This window comes from Photobacterium sp. TLY01 (assembly GCF_021432065.1).
Classification (GTDB): domain Bacteria; phylum Pseudomonadota; class Gammaproteobacteria; order Enterobacterales; family Vibrionaceae; genus Photobacterium; species Photobacterium halotolerans_A.
This window is the reverse complement of record NZ_CP090364.1, coordinates 1,979,885-2,001,513: the sequence shown is the minus strand read 5'-3', so window position 1 is coordinate 2,001,513 and position 21,629 is coordinate 1,979,885. Positions and strand designations below refer to the sequence as shown.

The following is a 21,629-nucleotide window of genomic DNA, read 5'->3' as shown; positions in this document are numbered from 1 at the left end:
GAAGGCATAAAAAAGCATGGTCATATTGCCATGCTTTGATGTTTTTCATTCCGGGAATCTTAAACCCATGCGCGTTTAAAATAACCCTTCTTTTGCGATGCGTGAATCTTTGATCGTCTCTTTCACACGTTTCAGGTTCTCTCTGAACCCCGGACCACGACGCAACGTAAAGCCGGTTGCGAGCACATCAATCACAGTCATCTGGACCACGCGGCTGGCCATCGGCATGTAGATGTCGGTATCTTCTGGCACATCCAGGCAGATAGACAGGGAGCATTCGCGATCCAGCGGTGAGTCTTTGGCGGTAATACCAATGACAGTTGCTCCGTTTTCACGTGCCATCTCAGCAATCTCGACCAGATTTTTGGTACGGCCGGTGTGAGAAATCAGCACCACAACATCATTGTCAGTGCAGTTGATCACACTCATACGCTGCATCACCACGTCGTCAAAGCAGACGATTGGAATGTTGAAGCGGAAGAATTTATTCATCGCATCATGGGCCACCGAGGCGGATGCCCCCAGGCCAAAGAAGGAAATGCGTTTCGCCTGAGTCAGCAGGTCGACGGCTCTGTTCACTTGCATCGGGTCGAGACTGCTTTTCGCGACATCCAGGCAAGCCATTGTAGACTCGAAGATTTTTGCTGTGTAAGCTTCTGCGCTGTCGTCTTCTTCAACGTTACGGTTGACATAGGGCGTCCCGTTCGCCAGGCTTTGCGCAAGATGGAGTTTAAAATCCGGGAAGCCTTTGGTATCAAGGCGTCGGCAGAAACGGTTGACCGTTGGTTCGCTGACATCGGCCATTTTAGCCAGAGTAGCAATGCTCGAGTGAATGGCGGTTTGCGGGGAAGCAATGATAACTTCAGCAACCTTACGCTCAGACTTACTAAAGTTTTCTAAATTGTTTTGGATTTTTTCAAGGGTATTCATACGATAACCGCGATTCGTTGCTGAATTTCAGAATAGGCGAGATCGTTGCGACGCTGCCAAATATGATGAAACTATACTACTTTTCTTTTCATGCCTCCTAGCAAATCTCTGAAAATCACTTTTCCTTTTTATTATAGTTTGATCACGATCTACTTTCCCTTTCAGTTTTGAAATGATTTTAAAGGGGAAAAACGAATGAATTGCCGAGTATTCAGCTGCTTTGTGTTATTTATTTTCAAGGCTCGGAATTAATTTACAGTTTGAATTAAATGTACAACAAAAATACAACGAATAAGTTTCAAGGGATATAGTCATGAAGAAAATAATGGAAAAAGCAAAGCGGGTCAGTATCTGTGGTTGCGGCTGGCTGGGTTTACCTTTGGCAAAGCACCTGCAGCAAGCCGGTTATGAAACATTCGGCTCAAAGCAGACCCAAGAGGGTGTTGATGGCTTGGAGAAGCAGGGCATCAAAGGTGCGGTGGTCAGCTTGCCATTACAAAAAGAAGGACATTCAGCAGCGCTGAATGCATTTCTGACGGCAGATGTCATGGTTCTGAATGTACCGCCCGGGAGACAAACAACGTCAGCGGATGAATATCGCGCAAAAATTATCTCATTATCAGAGGCAGCCAAAGCGGCCGGTTGCCAGCGGTTGATTTTTATCAGCACCACCTCGGTTTACGGAGATATGGAAGGGGAAATTACCGAGCTGACCATACCTGACCCTGTAACCGAATCCGGCCGCGTGCACGTTGAACTGGAGCAGCAACTCCGCCAGGTATGGGGCGATGAGCTTGTGGTATTGCGTTTAGCGGGTCTGATTGGTCCCGAACGGCATCCGGTGAAGTTTCTGGCTGGTCGGCAAGGCATTACCAATGGCGGAGCACCTGTCAATCTGGTGCATCTGGACGATGTCATTTTTGCCGTTGAAGCAATCATAGCGCGTTGGCCGGCAAAAACGACCTTGCATTTATCGGCGCCACAACATCCCAGCAGGCAAGTGTACTATCGGGAAATGGCCCGTTTGGCAGGACTCGCGCTGCCTGAGTTTCAGCCGGGCGGTGAGCAGGGGAAATGGGTAAATGCATCTGCAACGGTTCAGATCTTGGGGCTGAACTGGCGCTATGGGGATCTGATGGCTTTGGCGCCTGAACTCTGAAGCAGCATCCAACCGTTCTGCACTAGAATCAGCTTTGAGGCCTGCAGGCAAAAAAAATCCCGCTGAAAAGTCAGCGGGAGGAATAAATCCTTAACACAATTAGGAGTTTAGCAGCAGTGGCATTGTCGATTAAAGCTGTTCAGTGAACCATTCATTGGCGGCCGGTTATCAATCACTTCGATAATCTTAATGTCACTAGTTATGACCGAGCGCACTTCGCTTAGTTCCGATTTCGTCGCGCTTTTTTTTCGATTTTTTTTAACCGATTGATATCTATAAGGCAAAAGGTAACGATTTTTTTAAACAACTGCACACCAGTTGACACTGCAGTGACAAGTTATTTGTCATGGGGCGGAAATGAAAGAAAACCCGTTTCCAGATGAAAACGGGCTTTGAAGAAAATCTTCTAAGAAAAAGCAGTGGCACTATGTATGACTCCGGTATTTAGCCTTGGTTCCCATCTCACTTCGCATTATTTGTATTTTTTTCTTTTCTTCTACATTTCAATACTGTTCATCACTTGTTAAATCTGTTAGCAAGGTGTAGAGTTTAAACATGTGTTTAATACGGGTGACTTAACATGGTAGTCAAAGCTGATACAAAAAGCCGCATTCTGGACGCCGCTGAACTCTTGTTTGCAGAACATGGTTTCAAAGAAACGTCACTGCGAACAATCACCAGCAAAGCGGGAGTCAACCTGGCCTCTGTGAACTATCACTATGGTGATAAGAAAACGCTTATCCGGGCAGTGCTGAGTCGCTACCTGGAAGAATTTATGCCAGCGCTTCAGCAGGAGCTGGAAGTGCTGCTGACCCGCGATGATTTCAGCATGGAAGATGTCTTCCGTTGTACCAAGCAACCTTTGCTGAAACTGGGCAATTTCCGTGCTGGTGGCGCCACCATCTTTATGTCTCTGATTGGTCGTGGTTATACCGACGTTCAGGGTCACTTGCGCTGGTTTATCGTCACGCGTTATAGCCCGGTGCTGAACCTGTTTACGAAAGCAGTTTGCCGTGCCAATCCATCATTGGATCCGGAGACCCTGTTCTGGCGTTTGCATTTCACCCTAGGGGCGTCTGTTTTTACGATGGCATCAAGTACCGCACTGCGGGAAATTGCTGAAAATGATTTCAAGTGCACTGTGTCGACGGCTGATCTGATTGATCGCATGGTGCCGTATCTTGCTGCGGGTGTTGCAGCGCCAATAGACATGCCGGCGCCAGTATCAGCAGCGACCGAGAACTCGTACTGAACCCTACAAAAAAACGATAACAGTTAACTCTCGCCAAGACGTGGCAGAAAGACAAAAGGACGTGACCCATGAGTAATAAAAGTCTGAGACAACGCTACATCAGTGATCCTGCTTTCAAGGTATTTAAGAAAGTGCTGCCGCCACTGTCAGATACCGAAAGGGAAGCCATGGAAGCCGGTAGTGTCTGGTGGGACGGTCAGCTTTTCGCCGGCAAGCCAGACTGGAATACATTGCTGAATTACCCGAAGCCGAAGCTGAGTGACGACGAACAGTCTTTTATTGACAATGAGCTTGAAACTCTGCTGAAAATGCTGGATGACAATCAAATTGTCCGTGAAGATCGCGATTTGCCTCCTGCGGTCTGGGAGTATCTGCGAAAAGAAAAATTCTTCTCATTGATCATTGGTAAAGAGTACGGCGGTCGTGAGTTCTCGGCACATGCCAACTCAACCATTGTGACGCGCATTGCTACCCGAAGCCAAAGCGCCGCCGTGTCTGTCATGGTCCCTAACTCATTGGGCCCGGGTGAGCTGCTGAGCCACTATGGTACAGAAGCCCAGAAGAATTACTGGTTGCCTCGTCTGGCTGACGGTACAGATATCCCGTGCTTTGCACTGACCGGCCCGGAGGCGGGCTCTGATGCAGGCGGTATCCCGGATATGGGTGAAGTCTGCTATGGCGAGCATGAAGGTAAGGAAGTGCTGGGTATCCGTGTCAGCTGGAACAAGCGATATATTACTCTGGCACCTGTTGCGACTGTGCTGGGTCTGGCCTTTAAACTGCGCGACCCACAAGGTCTGATTGGCGATCAGAAAGACATTGGCATTACCTGTGCTCTGATTCCAACCAGCCATGAAGGTGTGGAAATTGGTGAGCGTCATGATCCGCTGGGTGGTGCGTTCATGAATGGTCCGACCCGTGGTAAAGATGTGTTTATTCCGATGGACTGGGTGATCGGTGGCCAGGACTATGTTGGACGTGGCTGGCGTATGCTGGTGGAATGTCTGTCTGCAGGCCGTGGTATCTCACTGCCAGCACTGGGCACTGCGATCGGCCATCTGACATCACGCAGCACCGGTGCTTATTCTTATGTGCGTAAGCAGTTTGGTATGTCAATTGGTCACTTTGAAGGGGTGGCAGAAGCACTGGGACGCATTGGCGGCATGACCTACATGCTGGAGGCGGCCCGTACCCTGACAACCACTTCGCTGGATATGAAAGAAAAACCGGGCATAGTGACGGCAATTGCCAAGTACCACATGACGGAAATTGCCCGGACTATCCTCAACGACGCCATGGATATTCATGCCGGACGGGGTATTCAGGCCGGTCCGATGAATTATCTGGCGAACCAGTATATTGGTATGCCTGTCGCGATCACGGTGGAAGGGGCGAACATTCTGACCCGTAACCTGATGATCTTTGGTCAGGGTGCCACCCGTTGTCATCCTTATGTACTGAAAGAGATGGAAGCCGCGGCAAATCCGGATGCTGATCAGGCAGCGAAAGACTTCGACCAACTGCTGTTCAAACACATTGGTTTTGCGGTGGGTAATGTCAGCAAAGCCTTGCTGAATGCTTTCACAGGCTCCAAGCTCAACCGGACACCGGTATCGGGTGAAACCGCGTATTATTATCGCCATCTGTCGCGCATGAGCCGTGCTCTGGCGGTGGCAGCTGACTTCTCTATGCTGTCGCTGGGTGGTGAACTGAAACGCCGTGAAATGGTGTCTGCGCGTTTGGGAGATGTATTAAGCCATCTGTATCTGGCATCTGCTGTGCTGAAGCGTTATGAAATGGAAGGCCGTCAGCAAGAAGATCTGCCTCTGGTTCATTACGCGTTACAGCACTGTCTGAACAAGTGCGGTGTTGCGTTTGATGAAGTCTTCAACAACTTCCCGCGCAAAGGGGTTGGCCGGGTACTGCGTACACTGACTTTCCCGCTGGGTATTCACTACGAAGCGCCGAAAGATGAGCTGAAACTGGCGATTTCCAAACTGCTGATGACCCCAGGGGTTGCGCGTGACCGTCTGACAACCAACTGTTATATCGGTGAGCAAGACAATGATCCTGTGGCGATCATGGAGCGCGCTTTCGTTGCCATGTATGGTGTGCGCGATATTGAGCGTAAATTAGCCAAAGCGGTGAAAGCTGGCACTGTGCCCCGCAAGGCCCCGCTGGCTGAAAAACTACAGATTGCCCTGGATGCGGGAGTAATCACAGAAGCTGAGGTTGAGAAAGTGCATAATGCTGATCAGTTGAGATCGCGTGCGATACAAGTGGACAGCTTCGCACCCGAAGCGTTTAAAAAGGGCGCCTTACAGCCAGGGAAAGCCGCCTGATAAGCAATGATATTGCTTAATGAAGAATAAACCTGGTGGTTGAATATGCCGCGCATTTGCGCGGCATTTTTTTCATTCGCTCAGCTATCCTGAAATGGTTCGGGTTTTGAAGCCTTATCCTTGCTGCCTTTGGCTGCTGTTTTCTTCAGCAACTCATGGCTCAATATCAAAGAATCTGCCTTAACACCTCCAACCACTGGTCGATTTTAGCGATTTCGAACATAAAACTGATGCGAATTAGTGACTAACCTTTTATCCTACGGGCAACAGAACAAAGGAAGAAAACGAAATGATCATCAAACCAAAAATTCGTGGATTCATTTGTACAACGACTCACCCTGTGGGTTGTGAAGCAAACGTCAAAGAGCAAATCGAATACACCAAGTCTCAGCCTAAGCTGGAAAATGGCCCTAAGCGTGTATTGGTGGTTGGCTCTTCCACAGGCTACGGTCTGGCTTCTCGTATCGCGGCAGCATTTGGCTCCGGCGCGGCGACTATCGGTGTGTTCCTGGAAAAGCAAGGCACAGAGAAAAAGCCGGGTTCAGCGGGCTGGTATAATTCTGCGGCGTTTGACAAATTCGCGAAAGCAGAAGGCCTGTATTCCAAGAGCCTGAACGGTGATGCTTTCTCGCATGAAATGAAGCAGAAAGTGATTGAGCTGATCAAAGAAGATCTGGGTCAGATTGACATGGTGGTTTACTCACTGGCTTCTCCAGTGCGTAAAATGCCGGATTCAGGTGAACTGGTTCGCTCCAGCCTCAAGCCGATGGGCGAGACCTACACAGCGACAGCCGTTGATACCAACAAAGATGTCCTGATTGAAGCGAGCATTGAGCCTGCTACCGAGCAGGAAATTGAAGATACAGTCAAAGTCATGGGCGGCCAGGACTGGGAACTGTGGATCAATGCGCTGGCCGATGCCGGTGTGCTGGCAGAAGGTTGTAAGACGGTTGCATACAGCTACATTGGCACCGAAATTACCTGGCCAATCTACTGGCATGGCGCACTGGGTAAAGCCAAAATGGACCTGGACCGCGCTGCCAGCGAGCTGAGTAATAAACTGGCTGATATCAAGGGGACGGCAAATGTGGCCGTGCTCAAGAGTGTGGTGACGCAGGCCAGTGCAGCGATCCCTGTGATGCCGCTGTATATTGCGATGGTCTTCAAGAAAATGCGTGAAGAAGGTGTGCACGAGGGCTGCATGGAGCAAATCTTCCGCATGTTCTCACAGCGCCTGTATAAAGCTGATGGCTCAGCCACGGAGCTTGACAGCGACAACCGCCTGCGTCTGGATGACTGGGAATTGCGTGACGATATCCAGGAGCATTGCACAACGCTGTGGCCACAGGTGACCAATGAGAATCTGTTCGAAGTGACGGATTATCAGATGTACAAAGACGAGTTCATGAAACTGTTTGGCTTTGGCCTGAACGGCGTGGACTATGATGCAGATGTTAATCCTGTCGTTGAATTTGACGTTCAGGATGTCTGATCCTGCTGCTGTAATAAAAAAACCGCCGATATCGGCGGTTTTTTTATACTTGCTGGTTCACATATCTCACTGAGCCAGCGCATTGATTCAAGCGTGTCAGTTGTTCTTGTCATCCGGCAGCTCAATCACGAAGGCTGCCCCTTCAATACTGGCTTTTTCTACGTAGATACGGCCACCGTAACAGGAGACGATATCGTGGCACACAGACAGGCCAATCCCTTGTCCCGGATTGCGCTGATCGGCTCTGATCCCCCGTTGAAAGATGGCTTCTCGCATGTCATCACTGACACCGGGTCCATCATCTTCAATACGAATGACCAGCTTTCCCTGCTGCCTGGCAGCACTCAGCCGAATTTCACTGATACAGAACCTGAATGCATTTTCAAGCAGGTTGCCCAGCAGTTCCATTAAATCGGTGCGGTTAAGCGGGAGGTTCAAACCGGTACTGTACTGGCGTTTCAGGGTGACCTGTTTGGTGCTGTAAATCTTTTTCAGCATCCGTTCAAAGCTTTCGACCACAGGATTGAGCAGGGTTTTGTCTTTCTGCAGGCCTTGTTGCCCCATTAAGGCGCGTTTCAACTGGTACTGAACCAGATCGTCCATCTGGCTGATTTGCTCCAGCATGCGGTGATTGAGATCGCAGCGGGGCAGGGAATGATCATCCAGCAAGGCATTGGCGGCAGCAAGGCGGGTTTTCAGGCTATGGGCCAGATCGTCCATCGCGTGGCGATAGCGTGCGGTCTTGTCGTTGCTGATCCTGATCAGGCGATTGAGTGACTGTGTCACGTCCTGTAATTCGGTCGGAAAGTCACTGTCCAGCTGTTCGCGCTTTGCATCCGTGACCTGATTGAGCTGAGTGGCCAGTTTACGGAGCGGCTGAAAACTCCAGTGAAAGGCGGCGATGAGAAAGGCAACGGCGATCAATACAAACAAACCGAGATAGAGTGCGGTCCGGTTGTGCAGCCGGCTCAGAGACTGTTCATAGGCCGTGCCTGAGCGCAGGACCACCAGTTGGTAAGCATTGCCATTTTCGCGATCCCGGCTGATATCGTAAGCGATATAGCTTTTTGTGTTATCAGCCTTCACCAGTGTGGGTGTCTGCATCGAATCCGGCAGGCTGCTGCAAATGCCTGTCAGTCCCGCAGCCTTTGCTTCATTTGACAGCCACATCGTATTGTCATTGAGATCGCAAAGCACCGACATGTAATCCGTCGCGGAAGGATCGAGAGAATCAATCCATTTATCAACGTCTTTGATCAATCCGGCCCGGTTCAGCTGAGCGACGACCAAAGGCATCTGCGCAACCAGATCGGTGGAGTAGGCAGCCATGTAGCTTTGGCTGTAGAGTTCATTGATGACCCAGGCCAGAGCCGAGGTAATCAGGGCAATGATCGCGATGGATGTGATCATTACCCGATGGCGTAAACGCGGGAGTATTGCCAGATTCATTGCGCGGTCAGCTCAAAGATGTATCCCTGACCACGTATCGTCGAAATGGGGTTGTCCTGTCCTGTCTGGCTGATTTTTTTGCGCAGCCGGCTGATCATCACCTCAATGGTATTGGGATCACCTTCCTGATCTTCATACAAGACGTCCAGCAGTCGCTGTTTGGAAACCACCTGGCGGCTGTGGCGCATCAGATATTCCAGCAGTTCGTACTCAAAAGCGGTCAGGTCAAGCAGACTTTCACTGACAAAAACTTGTTTCGCCAGCAGATCAACACGGATTTCTCCGGCCGTCATCTCAGGTTTGATGAATCCTGCACTGCGCCGAACCAGCGCACTCAGACGCGCAACCAGCTCTTCTCTCTGGAAAGGCTTAACCAGATAATCATCGGCACCGGCTTCCAGCCCTGTGACTTTATCCTGCCAGTTTGACCGTGCTGTCAGAATCAGAATCGGCAGTCGTAAGCCTTTATCCCGGATTTCACGAATCAGGGAGATCCCGTCACGGTCGGGTAGGCCTATGTCGACGATGGCGACATCATTGGGGTAGTTATCAGCATAGAACAGGCCTTCTTCGGCCGTATTGGCACACTGAACTTGGTTACCCAGCTCACTGAGCTGCGTTTTCAGATGGTGGCACAGAATCGGATCGTCTTCGACTATCAGGATGCGCATCATAATAAAGTTACCTGAAGCTGTGGAATAGAGTTGCAAATACCAGAAAGCACGCTTTATAACAAAGGGAGCTGGCGGGTACAATTTTCACCGGTTAATTGTGAGAGATGATACCATCTGTCATCTGAATCATGGCTGACTCTGCTAAATGCCAGGGTCAGCCTTAGGAGAGCATCAGCTGAGAATGATAATTAGCGTACCAGCGATTGTGAGCAGAACGTTCGCGATGGCGTATGTCCCGGCATAACCCAGCGCGGGTATGGTACTGCGGGCATGCTCATTGATCATGTCCATCGCCGGCGCACAGGTACGCGCACCGATAATGGCACCAAACAGCAGTGCACGGTTCATGTTCAGAATGTAAGCACCGAACAGGTAGGCAAGCATGACAGGGATCACGCTCACCATCATGCTGACTAAAAAGACGCTCGGACCAATTTGCGTAATCGATTCAAACAGGTTAGAACCGGCGCTCAGGCCGATACCCACCATAAACACCATCAAACCAAGATCTTTGGCCATATTGAGTGCACCTTGCGGGACATAACCGAAGGTCGGGTGATTGGCCCGCAGGAAACCCAGTGAGATTCCGGCGAGCAACAGACCTGCGGCATTACCCAGACCAAAGGTAATCTGGCCGAAAGTCATGGTAATGGAACCGAACAGCAGTCCCATGATAAAGAAGCAGCAAAAAGCAAGCAGGTCGGCTATCTGGCTGTGGATTGAGATAAAGCCAATGCGCTCGGCCAGCCCCAGTACCCGGCTTTTCTCACCGCTGACCTGGAGGATGTCGCCTTTATTGAGCAGGGTACTGTGGTCCATTGGCATTTCAATCTGCGCACGTACCACACGGTTGAGAAAGCAGCCATACTCCGCCAGATTCAGTTCGGATAAGCGCTTACCGGCAATGTTGTCGTTCTTGACCACGATCTCTTCCTCGACGATTCGCAGGTCGAGTAAATCGCGGTCAAACACTTCTTTTCCGTTGCGGAAACTGGGGTCAAGGCGTGCGTGGCTGTCGGGGTAACCCACTAAGGCAATCTCGTCGCCTTCTTGCAGAATGGCATCACCATCCGGGTTGGCGAGAATGCCATGGCGGCGAATACGTTCAATGTAGCACCCCGTCTGACGGTAGATGCCCAGTTCACGCAGGTTACGACCATCAATCCAGTCAATCAGTTCAGGTCCGACACGGTAGGCCCGTATGATGGGTAAGTACACTTTGCGTTGTGAGACGCTTCCTATGCCACGCTCTTTTGCAATCTGTTGTGAGGATTCAGCCAGATCTTGCTTTTGTAGCTTGGGCATGAGTTTCGCAAGCAGTATCAGGCTGATCAGGCCAATCAGATACGACATGGCATATCCCACACTCAGACTGTCAATCAGATCCTGCACTATCATGGGGTCAGACAGGTTGGATAAGCCGCCACTCAAGGCGTCTTTTGCACCGACCAGAACCGGTGTCGCGGTCAGAGAGCCAGCCATAAGACCGGTCGCCAGACCCAAATCCAGATTCAGATAGTGCGACATGGTCAGTGTGATCGTGATGGCCGACAGCAGCACCACTAAGGCCAGCAGGAGATAATGTTTACCGTCCCGGAAGAAGATACCAAAGAAGTTCGGTCCAGCCTGAATGCCCACGCAGAAAATGAAAAGCATAAAGCCAATATTGAGGGCTTCAGCGTCAAAGGTAAAACCAGCGTTCCCAAAAAGAAGCGCAGTCAGGAGTACACCAATGGAGTTACCAATCTGCAACTTGGCAATACGAAGTTTTCCGACCGTAAGACCCACAGCAAGAACTACGAAGAGGAGCAGAATATCATTCTGGCGAAGCAGGTCAGCAACGTCGATGTTCACAACAAATTTTTCCGAAGTCAGCGCAATATACTAAAGATGTAAGTCGGAATTTTATCTTAATCTCCAGTGATGCGATACCGGTATTCGGGGCTGGCGGCATAAAAAAAGGCTGATTAAACAGCCTTTTTGTCAACGAGTCACATTTGCGAAATTGAGCCGTGATTATTGAAACAGCCCAAGATTGTCTTTTGCGTACGCTTCGAAGTCGGTGCAGCCGCCAATGTGCTGTTGATCAACGAAAATTTGCGGAACCGTTTCTACGGGTTTACCGACGGTTTTTTCCAGATCTGCCTTGGAAATGCCTTCTGCGTGAATATCGACGTAACGGTAATTGAAATCATCACGTTCTTCTTTCAGCTTGTCTGCCAAGTCTTTTGCGCGAACACAGTATGGGCAGCCAGGGCGACCAAAAATTACTACGAACATAGAGCTTCTCCTTTGTCTTGTGGGGCTACTATAACGTGAGTCCGTCGGCGGTGAAAGTCGGAATTATCAGTAGCATCAATAGAAAAATTCGATGGTTAGCGATATTTACATCAGCAGGAAATCTGTTATGTCTGATGTAAAAACAATGAAAAAAGCCAGGCGGGACAGGCCTGGCTTTGGGCGGCAGTGGAATAAAGTGCTTAGAAGTCGTAGCGGATAGCCATCGCCAGAATGTCTTCGTTGCCGTCGATTTGGTCCGCTTTGTACTCTGCGTAGGTACGCAGGTTTTTGTTAAACTTGTAGTAGGCGCCGACGACGAAGTAGTCTTCTGTGTCTGCTGTGGTGCCGGACACATCTGCTTCCAGATAGTTATAGACGGCCTGGGCAGAGAAACCATTACCGAAGTTATAACCCAGGACGACTTCGTAGCCGTCGTAATCTGTGCCGGTTTCAGCACCAGATTTGTCTTTCCAGTTTTCACCCATGCTGTACAGCAGAGCGGCATAAATGTTGTTGGCATCGTACGCGACAGACAGTGCAGTCACTTCTGCATCGTCAGTACCTTCCAGGCCTTCACCTGAGTTATAACCCGCACCCAGTTTCACGCCAACAGGCAGTGCGTAAGAAGCGGCAATACCATAAGAGGTTGATGTATCGCCATCCAGTTGCTCGACAGCGTTGTTGTCCAGCTGGTAGCTGGCTTCAACTGTCAGGCCGCTGAATTCGCCGGCATATTTCAGTACTGAGCTGGTTTTACCTGTACCGAAACGGTCGGTGCCTGTACCACTGGCATCTGCACCGAACTCTTCCAGGGTATCGGTATAATCAGAAATCAGGGTAAATGAACCTTCCTGACGACCATAGGTGACTTCACCGAAGTTACCGCCCAGACCCGCATAAGCTTTACGTGTTACCAGACCTTCGTCTTTGCTGGAGGCGTTCACTTCAGTTTCGTAGACGCCAAGACCGTAAAGGTCGTTGTTGATCTCAGACTTGGCTTTGGCGCCAAAGCGGAAGTAGCTTTGATCGCCTTTTTCGCTGTTATCATCCGAGCTGTAGTACATACCTACTGCACGGCCATACAAATCAACGGTTGCCCCATCCTTGTCATAAACGTTTGCAGCAGCAGCTGAGCCAGAAACAAAAGCCGTAATCAATGCCGATGCTAAAACAGTTTTTTTCATTTGTTTTTTCCCCTAAGTAGGTATCAAGTGCTTCATTGCTGTTTTGATGGGCTGCAGGATAGAAGGTGAATATGACAAAAAAATGTTGTTCAAAAGTCACTTTGATGAAAGTGGCTTTTATTTATCAATCAATTAATGAACTTTTCACGTTGGCAGGGCCCTAATCTTGTTCAATCTGGACCATCAGGTTGTTTATGATAGAGTGCATAAATTGCCCCCGATAATCTTTGCGATGGGAAAGAAAATGAGGTTTTTTAAGCTGGACTGCAGGATGAGGAAACAATGAATCAGACGATTGATACAATACTGGCGCACCGTTCTATACGACGTTTTACTGCTGAGCCCATTCAGGCTGATGTGCTCTCGACACTGTTTGACTGTGCGATTGCCGCTTCATCTTCCAGCTTTATCCAGTGCGTGAGCATGATACGGGTGGTTGATGCAGACAAACGTGCTCAGATAGCACACCTGGCAGGTGATCAGCCTTATGTTGCATCAGCTGCTGAGTTTGTGGTGTTTTGTGTGGACTTCCATCGCCATTTGCAAATCCACCCTGAAGCCCAGCTTGGCTTTACTGAGCAGACCCTGATTGGTGCTGTTGATGCTGCGTTGATGGCACAAAATTGTCTGTTAGCGGCGGAGTCTCTGGGATTGGGCGGTGTTTACATCGGCGGGATTCGAAATAATCCGGCAGAGGTTTCAGCTTTGCTTGATATGCCGAAGCATGTCATGCCTGTTTTTGGTTTGTGTCTGGGTTATCCGGATCAAAACCCTGAATCTAAGCCGCGTCTGCCACAGTCGTTGGTCATCCATCAGGACAGCTATCAGCAGGAACTCGATCGCCATCAGCTGGCAGAGTATGACGAAAAAGTGCGTCAGTATTACCAGTCGCGAACTGGTGGTAATAAAGACATGAGTTGGTCTGAGCAGATTACGGCGACTTTAACCAAAGAAGCCCGGCCATTTATGAAGGATTTCCTTACCAGTAAAGGCTTTAGTACCAAGTAGGTATCAGTTAAACTCTTTGAGCATTCACTCATTTTTATCTTACCGATTTGTATCTGTGGCTACTTTCTGCTTGTAATAAAAGAAGAAAGTGGCCCTGCAAGCATAGATTGTGCAGATACAGGAGAGATTGTCATTTCATACTGGTAGGACTTCTGCCGCTTTACAGACATAGCTTGCCATCATTGTGTCGATATTGGCTGTAAAAACAAATTATTACGGAATTTTTTATGAAAAGAACGGGCCTTTCAGCCCTGGTGGTCTTCTTTGCCGTGTTATTGGGTGCCTGCTCCAGTACACCTGAAGTGAGTGGGACGGATTCAACGATCTCTGAGCAGGGCGAATTTCAGCGGATCTTATCTGCTTACCGGCAATGGCAGCAGTTGATGCCAGAGACCGGCGAACTGGCCATTTATTCACCGGACGTTTATCAAGGCATGATCTCCAGCTGGGAAAACGCAGAAAAAATTTATCAAGAGATCACAGCAACACCCTCGACGGCATACAAAAGTTATTCTCTGTTTTCTTCGACCACCTATTTACAGCAGATACAGTTAGAGCTGAACCAGGTTGATTCTTCTTTTAATCAATTGAAGCAGTTACAGAAAGTCGCCGATGATGTGCTGTCGCCAGCAATAACCCAGATGCAGTATCTGGACTCTCTGGACGCCAAACAATACTACCGGAGTGAGTACACCCGCTTACATCGTCTGTATGCCAGTTTGTTTACCCTGGTCGAAGATGATGAGTTGAGTGATGCGAGAGAAGAGCAGGATGAATTTCTTTCTCGCAGCCACAGCCTGGAAGTGAAAACGATCAAAAAAATCTACATTGCACCGCTGGAAGCCTTGATGATTGAGTTACGCCGGCAGGATGTGAACGATTATGCGCCAAACAGTTATGCGCAAATTGAGCGGCGCATAGAAGCCGGTAAAGCATTAATTGAGCGTACCCCCCGTGATTTTGACGCCATCCAGCAGGCGGCGAATACCGTACAGTTTGAGCTTGCCCATGCTCAGCATATTTCATTGGAAGTACGGCGCTTACGGGATTTAAGTAAAGATGATTACGAGTCGTATATTCTGGATTTTGAAAATAAGTTGCTGAGAATTTCCAAGGCCCTCAAAGAGGAAGATTTGCGTGATCAGCCCATTCAGGAACAGGCCAGATTAATCATTGCTGGTGCAATCAATGTCAGGGAAGCAACGGCCAGTCGCCCACCGGCAGATGAGGTACTGAAGGATAAAGACAAGTACATTCGTGACTTGAATGCTCTGGTGATGAGCCAGCAGCGTCAGATCAGCTTGCTGCAGTCTAAGCTATCTGTCAGCGAGGAGACACAGCCTTCCTTGCCTGCATCAAGTGAGTCATCAGATGCCAGCGCAGCGGTAACTGGACCGCAGAACGATGCTGGTGAAACAGGCGCTGCCGTGACACAGTAGCGAATGTGTGATCTGGTCCTGTCTGAGTGAAAAACCGCTGCCTGGCTAGCGGTTTTTTTGTACACAATATCTTCGAAAATTGTTTGATATAACGATGACTGCTGATGCCTGGCCATCTGTTTCAGGCTCTGAAAGCAGAGAATCCTGCTCCGTCGACAATTTGTCTAATAACATCCGTTCTGTTTCCTTTCCCAGTAAATACCGGTAATTGACGCACTTTGTTACACCTTAAGTGGGTTTTGATATATTTTTTATATTTACTTTTTCTCGGATAATCATGCTTTTTTGTCTGATGGTTGGTTTTTGTACCGCTGAGACATTGTTTTCCCTCAGGACATAGATTAGAATTCGCGCCGCGCCAGATTGCGCAATTATTTTAATTAATGTCACTTTTATTTAAATTTTCCTGTAGGGGAATAAAATGTCTACGAATTTTGCAAATCCGGCACCGTTGGGATTGATGGGCTTTGGTATGACAACCATCTTGCTGAACATCCACAATGCAGGCTTTTTTCCACTGAATTCAATGATTCTGGCGATGGGGATTTTCTATGGTGGTCTGGCCCAGATCCTTGTCGGCATGATGTGTTTTAAACGCGGTGATACATTCGGTACGACATCTTTCACCTCTTATGGCCTGTTCTGGCTGACGCTGGTTGGCCTGATTGTGATGCCGTATATGGGGCTGCCTGCCGCACCTGCAGCCTTCATGGCATGGTATCTGCTGCTGTGGGGCGTATTTACTGCTTTCATGTTTGTAGGTTCACTCAATTACCCACGCGCGAAGCAATTTGTATTTGCTTCTCTGACTGTGCTGTTCTTCCTGCTGGCAGCCCGCGATTTCACTGGCAGCGCCCTGATTGGCACCATTGCTGGCTTTGAAGGCATCATCTGCGGTGCGAGTGCGATTTATTTTGCGATGGCTCAGGTACTGAACCATGAGTTTGGTCGTACGATTCTGCCAATTGGTGAGCGCAAAGTGGCGGCTGTGGAGCCTTTGAAAGCGGCTGCTTAATTTTTCAATTCTATATTTACTGCTTACCCCGTGCCGTCAGGTGCGGGGTTTTTTTATGCCGCTTGCTGGCTGTTCTCAGCAAAGAGCCCCAGATTCAGTAAATGGCGGTAGCCAGGCCAAGGCCATGGCGAATTTCAGCGTGCAGAGAAATAATGGGGCAGGGAAGTGTGCCAAGGCCCAGAAGACACAGGAAGCGCAGAGAATAAAAAAGGAGGCCCAAGCCTCCTTTTATGTATTGACTGGATAGTCCCCTGGGATTAGCAGATGACTTTGATCGCCAGACCGCCCTGAGAGGTTTCACGGTATTTGGCATTCATGTCTTTACCGGTTTCCAGCATGGTCTCGATCACTTTGTCCAGTGAGACGCGTGGTTCAGAAGCACGACGAAGTGCCATCCGCGATGCGTTGATCGATTTTACTGCGGCAATGCCGTTTCGCTCGATACAAGGCACCTGCACCTGGCCGGCAACCGGGTCACAGGTCAGACCCAGGTTGTGCTCCATCGCGATTTCAGCGGCCATACAGACTTGCTCCGGGCTACCGCCCATCAGCTCTGCCAGACCTGCTGCTGCCATAGAACAGGCAACACCCACTTCACCCTGACAGCCGACTTCTGCACCGGAAATGGATGCATTGCGTTTATACAAGCCGCCAATAGCACCGGAAGCGGCGAAATAACGCAGGTATTCTTTTTCGCCGACCGGCTGGATGAACTTGTCATAGTAAGCCAGCACTGCAGGAATGATGCCGCAGGCGCCATTGGTTGGTGCGGTGACCACACGGCCACCTGCTGCGTTTTCTTCATTCACGGCAAAGGCGTACATGTTCACCCAGTCAACAACTGTCATCGGGTCGCTGTTGGTACGCTCTGAAGTAATCAGTTGCTGGCGCAGTGCCGCTGCACGACGAGGCACCCGCAGTGGGCCAGGCAGAATGCCTTCTTCGTTCATGCCGCGATCCATACAGTCTTGCATGGTTTTCCAGATGCGCGAGAAGTAATCTTTAATCTCATCTTCAGAGTGCATCGCGCGCTGGTTTGCCATCACGACAGAGCTGATCGAACGGCCTTGTTCTTTACAATGCTGAACCAGCTCTTGTGCAGATGTGAAGTAGAACGGGACTTTGACGTCGGATTCTTCTTCTTTGCCAAAGTTCTCTTCATCAACGATGAAACCACCGCCGATAGAGTAGTATGTCTTGCTGTGAACTTTTTCGTCACCGGCCCAGGCGTGAATGGTCATGCCATTTTCGTGCAGTGGCAGGTTGGTATTGTGAAAATTCATTCCGCCGTCACGTGGGAAGTCCACGGTGTGCATGTTACCGGCAATAGGAAGACGTTCGGTTTCGCCAACGCTGGCGATAAAACCAGGGATGCTGTCGATATCAACAGTTTCAGGGCTGTTACCAGCCAGTCCCATGATAATGGCGATGTCTGTGTGGTGACCTTTACCTGTCAGAGACAGAGAGCCGTACACATCAACGGTGATTTTGGTCACCTCGTTGATTTTTCCCATTTCACGCAGGTTATCAACGAACTCTTTACCTGCTTTCATCGGACCTACAGTGTGCGAACTGGAAGGGCCCACACCAATTTTGAAGATATCAAAAATACTGATCATGCGTAGTACCTCAGTCGGGGAAGCGATCTTGCCTCAGCCCGGGACTGTTATCTTTTTATGAACTCCCACCCCTTCCTTGGCGAGTATAGTCAAAACAAAAGAGCAGGTGCTGAAAGCTCCCCTGCTCTTAAGTATCGGTTCTTTTACGTATTTTGTCAGTAATGCTGTACAGACGAGTGTCAGAAAAATAGCCCGTACAGAATGGCTGAAATCGCGATCAGACCCATGAGCGTGACAAATACGTTGCTTACCGCGCCCTTGTACTTCTGCATTGCCGGTACTTTATGTACGGCATACATCGGCATCAGGAACAAGATTGTCGCAATAATCGGGCCGCCTAATGTTTCAATCATCCCAAGAATACTAGGATTAACTGTCGCGACCAACCAGATAGTAGCAATCATGAAGACAACGGTAAATTTGTCAATATTCTTTTCGTTAACTTGCTTACCAGCCGACTTTAATTGTTTAGAAACTAGACCGTTCAGACCTTCGCGCGCGCCCAGATAGTGGCCGAAGAAAGAGGACACGATAGCCACAAATGCTACAACCGGACCCAGATATGAAATAAATGGACTGTCGTGTTTGTTGGCCAGGTAAGACAGAATAGCCAGGTTTTCTGCTTTTGCCTGCGCCAGATCCTGAGGGCTCAGGCTCAGGACGCAGGAGAACACGAAGAACATCACAAAGCCCAGCAGCATCATGGCAGAGCGCGCCAGGATACGGGACGCTTTTTCTTCTGCCTGCTCACCATGCTCGCGCGCTTGCGCCTGTGAGAAGGCGGAAATAATCGGGCTGTGGTTAAACGAAAAGACCAGCACAGGGATGGTAATCCACAGAGTAACCGCGAAATCGCCCCATGACGGCAGCGTATCCAGGCTGACGGAAGCCAAGTTCCACTCAGGGATCAGGTATACCGACATAAACAGCAGTATGCCCACCAGCGGGTAAACCAGAAACTGAGTGACTTTCAGCATCAGTTTTTCACCGGCAATCATCACGGACATCATGCCCAGAATCAAAATGATAGACAGTAAAGCCCGCGGCATGGATACCATGCCAAGCTGGTTGACCATGAAGGAATCGACCGTATTGGTGATACCGACACCATAAATCAGCACAATCGGGTAAATGGCAAAGAAGTAGAGCAGGGTGATTAATTTACCGGCACTGGCGCCAAAGTGTTCTTCCACCACTTCAGTAATGTCACTGCCGGGTTTCGCGGAAGACAGGACAAAACGCGCCAGACCGCGGTGCGCTAAGTACGTCATCGGGCCAATCAGCAGTGTCATCGCCAGCAGTGGCCAGAAGCCGTTCATACCCGCGTTGATTGGCAGAAACAGGATACCGGCACCAACTGCCGTACCAAAAAGGGAAAGCACCCAGGTTGTATCCTGTGCAGACCAGCGGCTTTTGGGGGCAGCGGAAGCAGAAGATACAGATGCAGTTTTCGTTTGCATAAGTTAGTCCAACATTGAATAGGGAACAGGAACTTGGGTATTTTCGCTTATTTAAAGCGTGAAAAAATGATCTGTGAAAAAACTCGCTCACTATTTAACATTTGTTGCAAGAAAATGAGAGTTTGATCACCAAAGGTGAGGCCGTTTGAGTGTCCGGTGGTGAAAGGTTCAGCGATTGTCGACCCAGATCTGATGCGACAGGGCTTTGACTATCTGAGCCGTCGCACCCCAAATGGAGTATTCCTGATACGGGATGGCATAAATGGTGTGTTCTTTCCCTTTGAAGGTAAAACGCTGAGTGCGCATATTGCGGGGATTGAGCAAGAAGGTGACCGGCACTTCGAATAGGCTGTCGACCTCATTGGGATCGAGTACGGGCTGGTAGCTGGCCGCAACAGTCGATAAAAATGGCGTCACCATATAACCGCTGAGGGTCGGGAGGGCAGGTAATTGGCCCAGAATGTCTTTCTTGTCACACAGGATACCGATCTCTTCCTGTGTTTCCCGGATGGCGGTATTCATCAGTTCGCCGTCTTCAGTTTCGAAACGTCCACCGGGAAATGCGACTTGACCCGGGTGGTGTTTCAGATGGTTTGCCCGCCGGGTCAGGATTACATGATAGCCGTCAGGTCTTGCCACCAGAGGAATCATCACGGCTGCCGGCTTCAATCGACTGCTGTTGGGCAGCAGTTGCTGGATGCGTCTCTGATGGCTTCGGTCATACTGACCGGGCTGGGCAAGCAGGAAGCGACTGAGCATGTGATGCTGAACTAACATGTGGACTCTCTGATGGCGCCCCCTCCCGGCAGTTTGTTGAGGGTCTGCTATAAGATTGGCAGAATTTTGCTCAGCTTGTCCAGCGTTTCCTGATATTCGCTCTGAACCTCACTGTCGGCCACCACGCCGCCGCCGGCCCAGGCATAAATCTGTGTCTCTGACGTAATCAGCGTCCGGATGGTGATGCTGGTATCCATCTGGCCGCAGCGGCTGATATAACCAATGCTGCCGCAGTAAACGCTGCGTCTGTGTGGTTCCAGTTCCTCGATAATCTCCATCGCGCGAACTTTCGGTGCGCCCGTGATCGAGCCGCCAGGAAAGCAGGCTCTGAGCAGATCGGTTGCTGCGTATTGTTTGGGGTCCAGTTCGGCTGTGACGGTACTGACCAAGTGATGGACGGCCGGAAAGCTTTCTATAGCAAACAGGCTGGGGACACGCACCGTGCCCGGTGATGCGACCCGGCCGATATCGTTGCGCAGCAGATCGACAATCATCAAATTCTCTGCTCTGTCTTTCTCTGCGTGTTTCAGATCATCGGCATTGGCCTGATCGGTGGCCGGATCAGCTGAACGCGGGCGGGTGCCTTTGATCGGCTTGGTTTCAATCTTATTGTCTTTGAGTTTCAGAAAACGCTCCGGCGACACAGACAAGACCGCGGCCTGGTCAAGACGAATGAAGGCTGAAAAGGGCGCACCATTCTGGCTTTCCAGTGTCCGGTAAGCCTGCCATTCATCTCCCTGATAACCGGCGTTGAAACGCTGCGCGAGATTAATCTGATAGCAGTCACCCGCAGTCAGATAATCCTGCACCTGATTGAATTTCCGGGTATAGCTGTCGAGTGTCATATTGGCCTGCCACTCAGTGGTCAGCCGGAAGGGTTCGCGCTGATCAGATTGAGTGGACCGCTGTGCCTGCAGCCACTGCAATCGCGCTGAGGTATCCGGCGCCACCAGAGTCAGCTGGCTGGTCTGATGATCCGCAATCAGCGCCCAGTCATATAAGCCTACGGCCATGTCCGGTGCTTGGATATCCTGAATGGCCAGGGTTGGGATTTTCTCGACCTGCCGGCCCAGATCATAGGCAAAATACCCCACAGCACCACCGGTAAAAGGTAGATCGTCAATGGCAGGGCAGGCCGGTAACAATTCGGACTGCAGCGCGTGCAGTAAGGAAAACGGGTCTTGATCTGAGCTCTGTTGCTGGCCGGTTGGATCCGTGACCACACTGATACCGTCTCGGGTTTCAAGGGTTGCCAGAGGCTTGGCAACCAGAATGTCATAACGATTATCAGGATGACCATGGGCCGCTGAGCGCAGTAACATGGCCCAAGGGGCGGCCGAAAGTGGTCCGAACCAGTCCAGAATTGCATTCTGGCTATAGTCCAGATGCATGACCTGGAGTTGAGAGGCAGCAGAATATTTCATTTTCTTTTTTGTGACAGGTGTTCGATTGGCGCATAGCGCGAGATTGCGGGCAAGAGTATCATAACCTCGGAAATAAATACGACGTCTGTACCGCGACTTTTCCGGTGTATTGATGATTCAGCTCA

At 49.9% G+C, this 21,629-nt stretch carries 17 protein-coding genes; 7 read left to right on the top strand and 10 right to left on the bottom strand.

Going from position 1 to position 21,629, the window contains the following annotated elements; all coding sequences use genetic code 11:
- Positions 1 to 75: 75 nt before the first annotated feature.
- Entirely contained in the window at positions 76 to 930 is an 855-nt protein-coding gene (locus LN341_RS09555) for a MurR/RpiR family transcriptional regulator (protein ID WP_046219713.1), read from the bottom strand.
- A gap of 313 nt (positions 931 to 1,243) precedes the next feature.
- Between LN341_RS09555 and LN341_RS09550 the strand changes: the two genes are divergently transcribed.
- The 4 genes from LN341_RS09550 (at position 1,244) to fabV (ending at position 7,175) form a co-directional block, all read left to right on the top strand.
- On the top strand, positions 1,244 to 2,089 hold the full coding sequence (locus tag LN341_RS09550; RefSeq protein WP_234203167.1) for an SDR family oxidoreductase: 846 nt from the start codon (positions 1,244 to 1,246) through the stop codon (positions 2,087 to 2,089).
- 580 nt (positions 2,090 to 2,669) lie between these two features.
- Positions 2,670 to 3,341: a TetR/AcrR family transcriptional regulator gene (locus tag LN341_RS09545; protein ID WP_046219715.1), complete on the top strand. Its 672-nt coding sequence runs from the start codon at positions 2,670 to 2,672 to the stop codon at positions 3,339 to 3,341.
- Between the two features lie 68 nt (positions 3,342 to 3,409).
- Positions 3,410 to 5,683, top strand: a complete 2,274-nt coding sequence (locus LN341_RS09540) for an acyl-CoA dehydrogenase (protein ID WP_046219716.1) — start codon at positions 3,410 to 3,412, stop codon at positions 5,681 to 5,683.
- A 289-nt stretch (positions 5,684 to 5,972) separates the two neighbouring features.
- The gene (fabV, locus tag LN341_RS09535; protein WP_046219717.1) at positions 5,973 to 7,175 is read left to right on the top strand and encodes an enoyl-ACP reductase FabV; all 1,203 of its coding nucleotides are present in this window, start codon (positions 5,973 to 5,975) and stop codon (positions 7,173 to 7,175) included.
- A gap of 96 nt (positions 7,176 to 7,271) precedes the next feature.
- On the opposite strand, the gene LN341_RS09530 is transcribed toward fabV, so the two are convergent.
- The 5 genes from LN341_RS09530 to LN341_RS09510 all read right to left on the bottom strand — a co-directional run bounded on the left by LN341_RS09530 (position 7,272) and on the right by LN341_RS09510 (position 12,762).
- The gene (locus LN341_RS09530) at positions 7,272 to 8,624 is read right to left on the bottom strand and encodes an ATP-binding protein (RefSeq protein WP_234203166.1); all 1,353 of its coding nucleotides are present in this window, start codon (positions 8,622 to 8,624) and stop codon (positions 7,272 to 7,274) included.
- A complete protein-coding gene (locus LN341_RS09525; RefSeq protein ID WP_027253340.1) occupies positions 8,621 to 9,295 on the bottom strand; it encodes a response regulator in 675 nt (224 codons plus the stop codon). Before LN341_RS09525 ends, LN341_RS09530 begins: the two co-directional genes overlap by 4 nt.
- Before the next feature lie 174 nt (positions 9,296 to 9,469).
- Positions 9,470 to 11,152 carry an aspartate:alanine antiporter gene (locus LN341_RS09520; RefSeq protein ID WP_046219719.1) on the bottom strand — a complete coding sequence of 561 codons (1,683 nt, stop codon included), beginning with the start codon at positions 11,150 to 11,152 and terminating at the stop codon, positions 9,470 to 9,472.
- Between the two features lie 162 nt (positions 11,153 to 11,314).
- Complete coding sequence (locus LN341_RS09515; RefSeq protein WP_046219720.1) at positions 11,315 to 11,578, bottom strand: GrxA family glutaredoxin; 264 nt, start codon at positions 11,576 to 11,578, stop codon at positions 11,315 to 11,317.
- Positions 11,579 to 11,778: 200 nt separating this feature from the next.
- Positions 11,779 to 12,762: a porin gene (locus LN341_RS09510; protein ID WP_046219721.1), complete on the bottom strand. Its 984-nt coding sequence runs from the start codon at positions 12,760 to 12,762 to the stop codon at positions 11,779 to 11,781.
- Between the two features lie 282 nt (positions 12,763 to 13,044).
- Here LN341_RS09510 and nfsA point away from each other — a divergent pair, with 282 nt between their 5' ends.
- The 3 genes from nfsA (at position 13,045) to LN341_RS09495 (ending at position 16,224) form a co-directional block, all read left to right on the top strand.
- Positions 13,045 to 13,770, top strand: coding sequence for an oxygen-insensitive NADPH nitroreductase (nfsA, locus tag LN341_RS09505; protein ID WP_234203165.1), 726 nt, complete (start codon positions 13,045 to 13,047; stop codon positions 13,768 to 13,770).
- A 227-nt stretch (positions 13,771 to 13,997) separates the two neighbouring features.
- Positions 13,998 to 15,209 (top strand): hypothetical protein, encoded by a 1,212-nt coding sequence (locus tag LN341_RS09500; RefSeq protein ID WP_234203164.1) that lies wholly within the window; start codon positions 13,998 to 14,000, stop codon positions 15,207 to 15,209.
- 421 nt (positions 15,210 to 15,630) lie between these two features.
- Positions 15,631 to 16,224, top strand: coding sequence for an acetate uptake transporter (locus tag LN341_RS09495; protein ID WP_234203163.1), 594 nt, complete (start codon positions 15,631 to 15,633; stop codon positions 16,222 to 16,224).
- A 257-nt stretch (positions 16,225 to 16,481) separates the two neighbouring features.
- Here LN341_RS09495 and LN341_RS09490 read toward each other — a convergent pair whose 3' ends face one another.
- From LN341_RS09490 to pabB, 4 genes are all read right to left on the bottom strand, one after another.
- The gene (locus tag LN341_RS09490; protein ID WP_046219726.1) at positions 16,482 to 17,843 is read right to left on the bottom strand and encodes an L-serine ammonia-lyase; all 1,362 of its coding nucleotides are present in this window, start codon (positions 17,841 to 17,843) and stop codon (positions 16,482 to 16,484) included.
- A 179-nt stretch (positions 17,844 to 18,022) separates the two neighbouring features.
- Entirely contained in the window at positions 18,023 to 19,303 is a 1,281-nt protein-coding gene (locus tag LN341_RS09485) for an HAAAP family serine/threonine permease (RefSeq protein ID WP_234203162.1), read from the bottom strand.
- 168 nt (positions 19,304 to 19,471) lie between these two features.
- Positions 19,472 to 20,080 carry a CoA pyrophosphatase gene (locus LN341_RS09480; RefSeq protein WP_052729903.1) on the bottom strand — a complete coding sequence of 203 codons (609 nt, stop codon included), beginning with the start codon at positions 20,078 to 20,080 and terminating at the stop codon, positions 19,472 to 19,474.
- A gap of 47 nt (positions 20,081 to 20,127) precedes the next feature.
- Positions 20,128 to 21,504: an aminodeoxychorismate synthase component 1 gene (pabB, locus tag LN341_RS09475; RefSeq protein ID WP_234203161.1), complete on the bottom strand. Its 1,377-nt coding sequence runs from the start codon at positions 21,502 to 21,504 to the stop codon at positions 20,128 to 20,130.
- Positions 21,505 to 21,629: the final 125 nt, after the last annotated feature.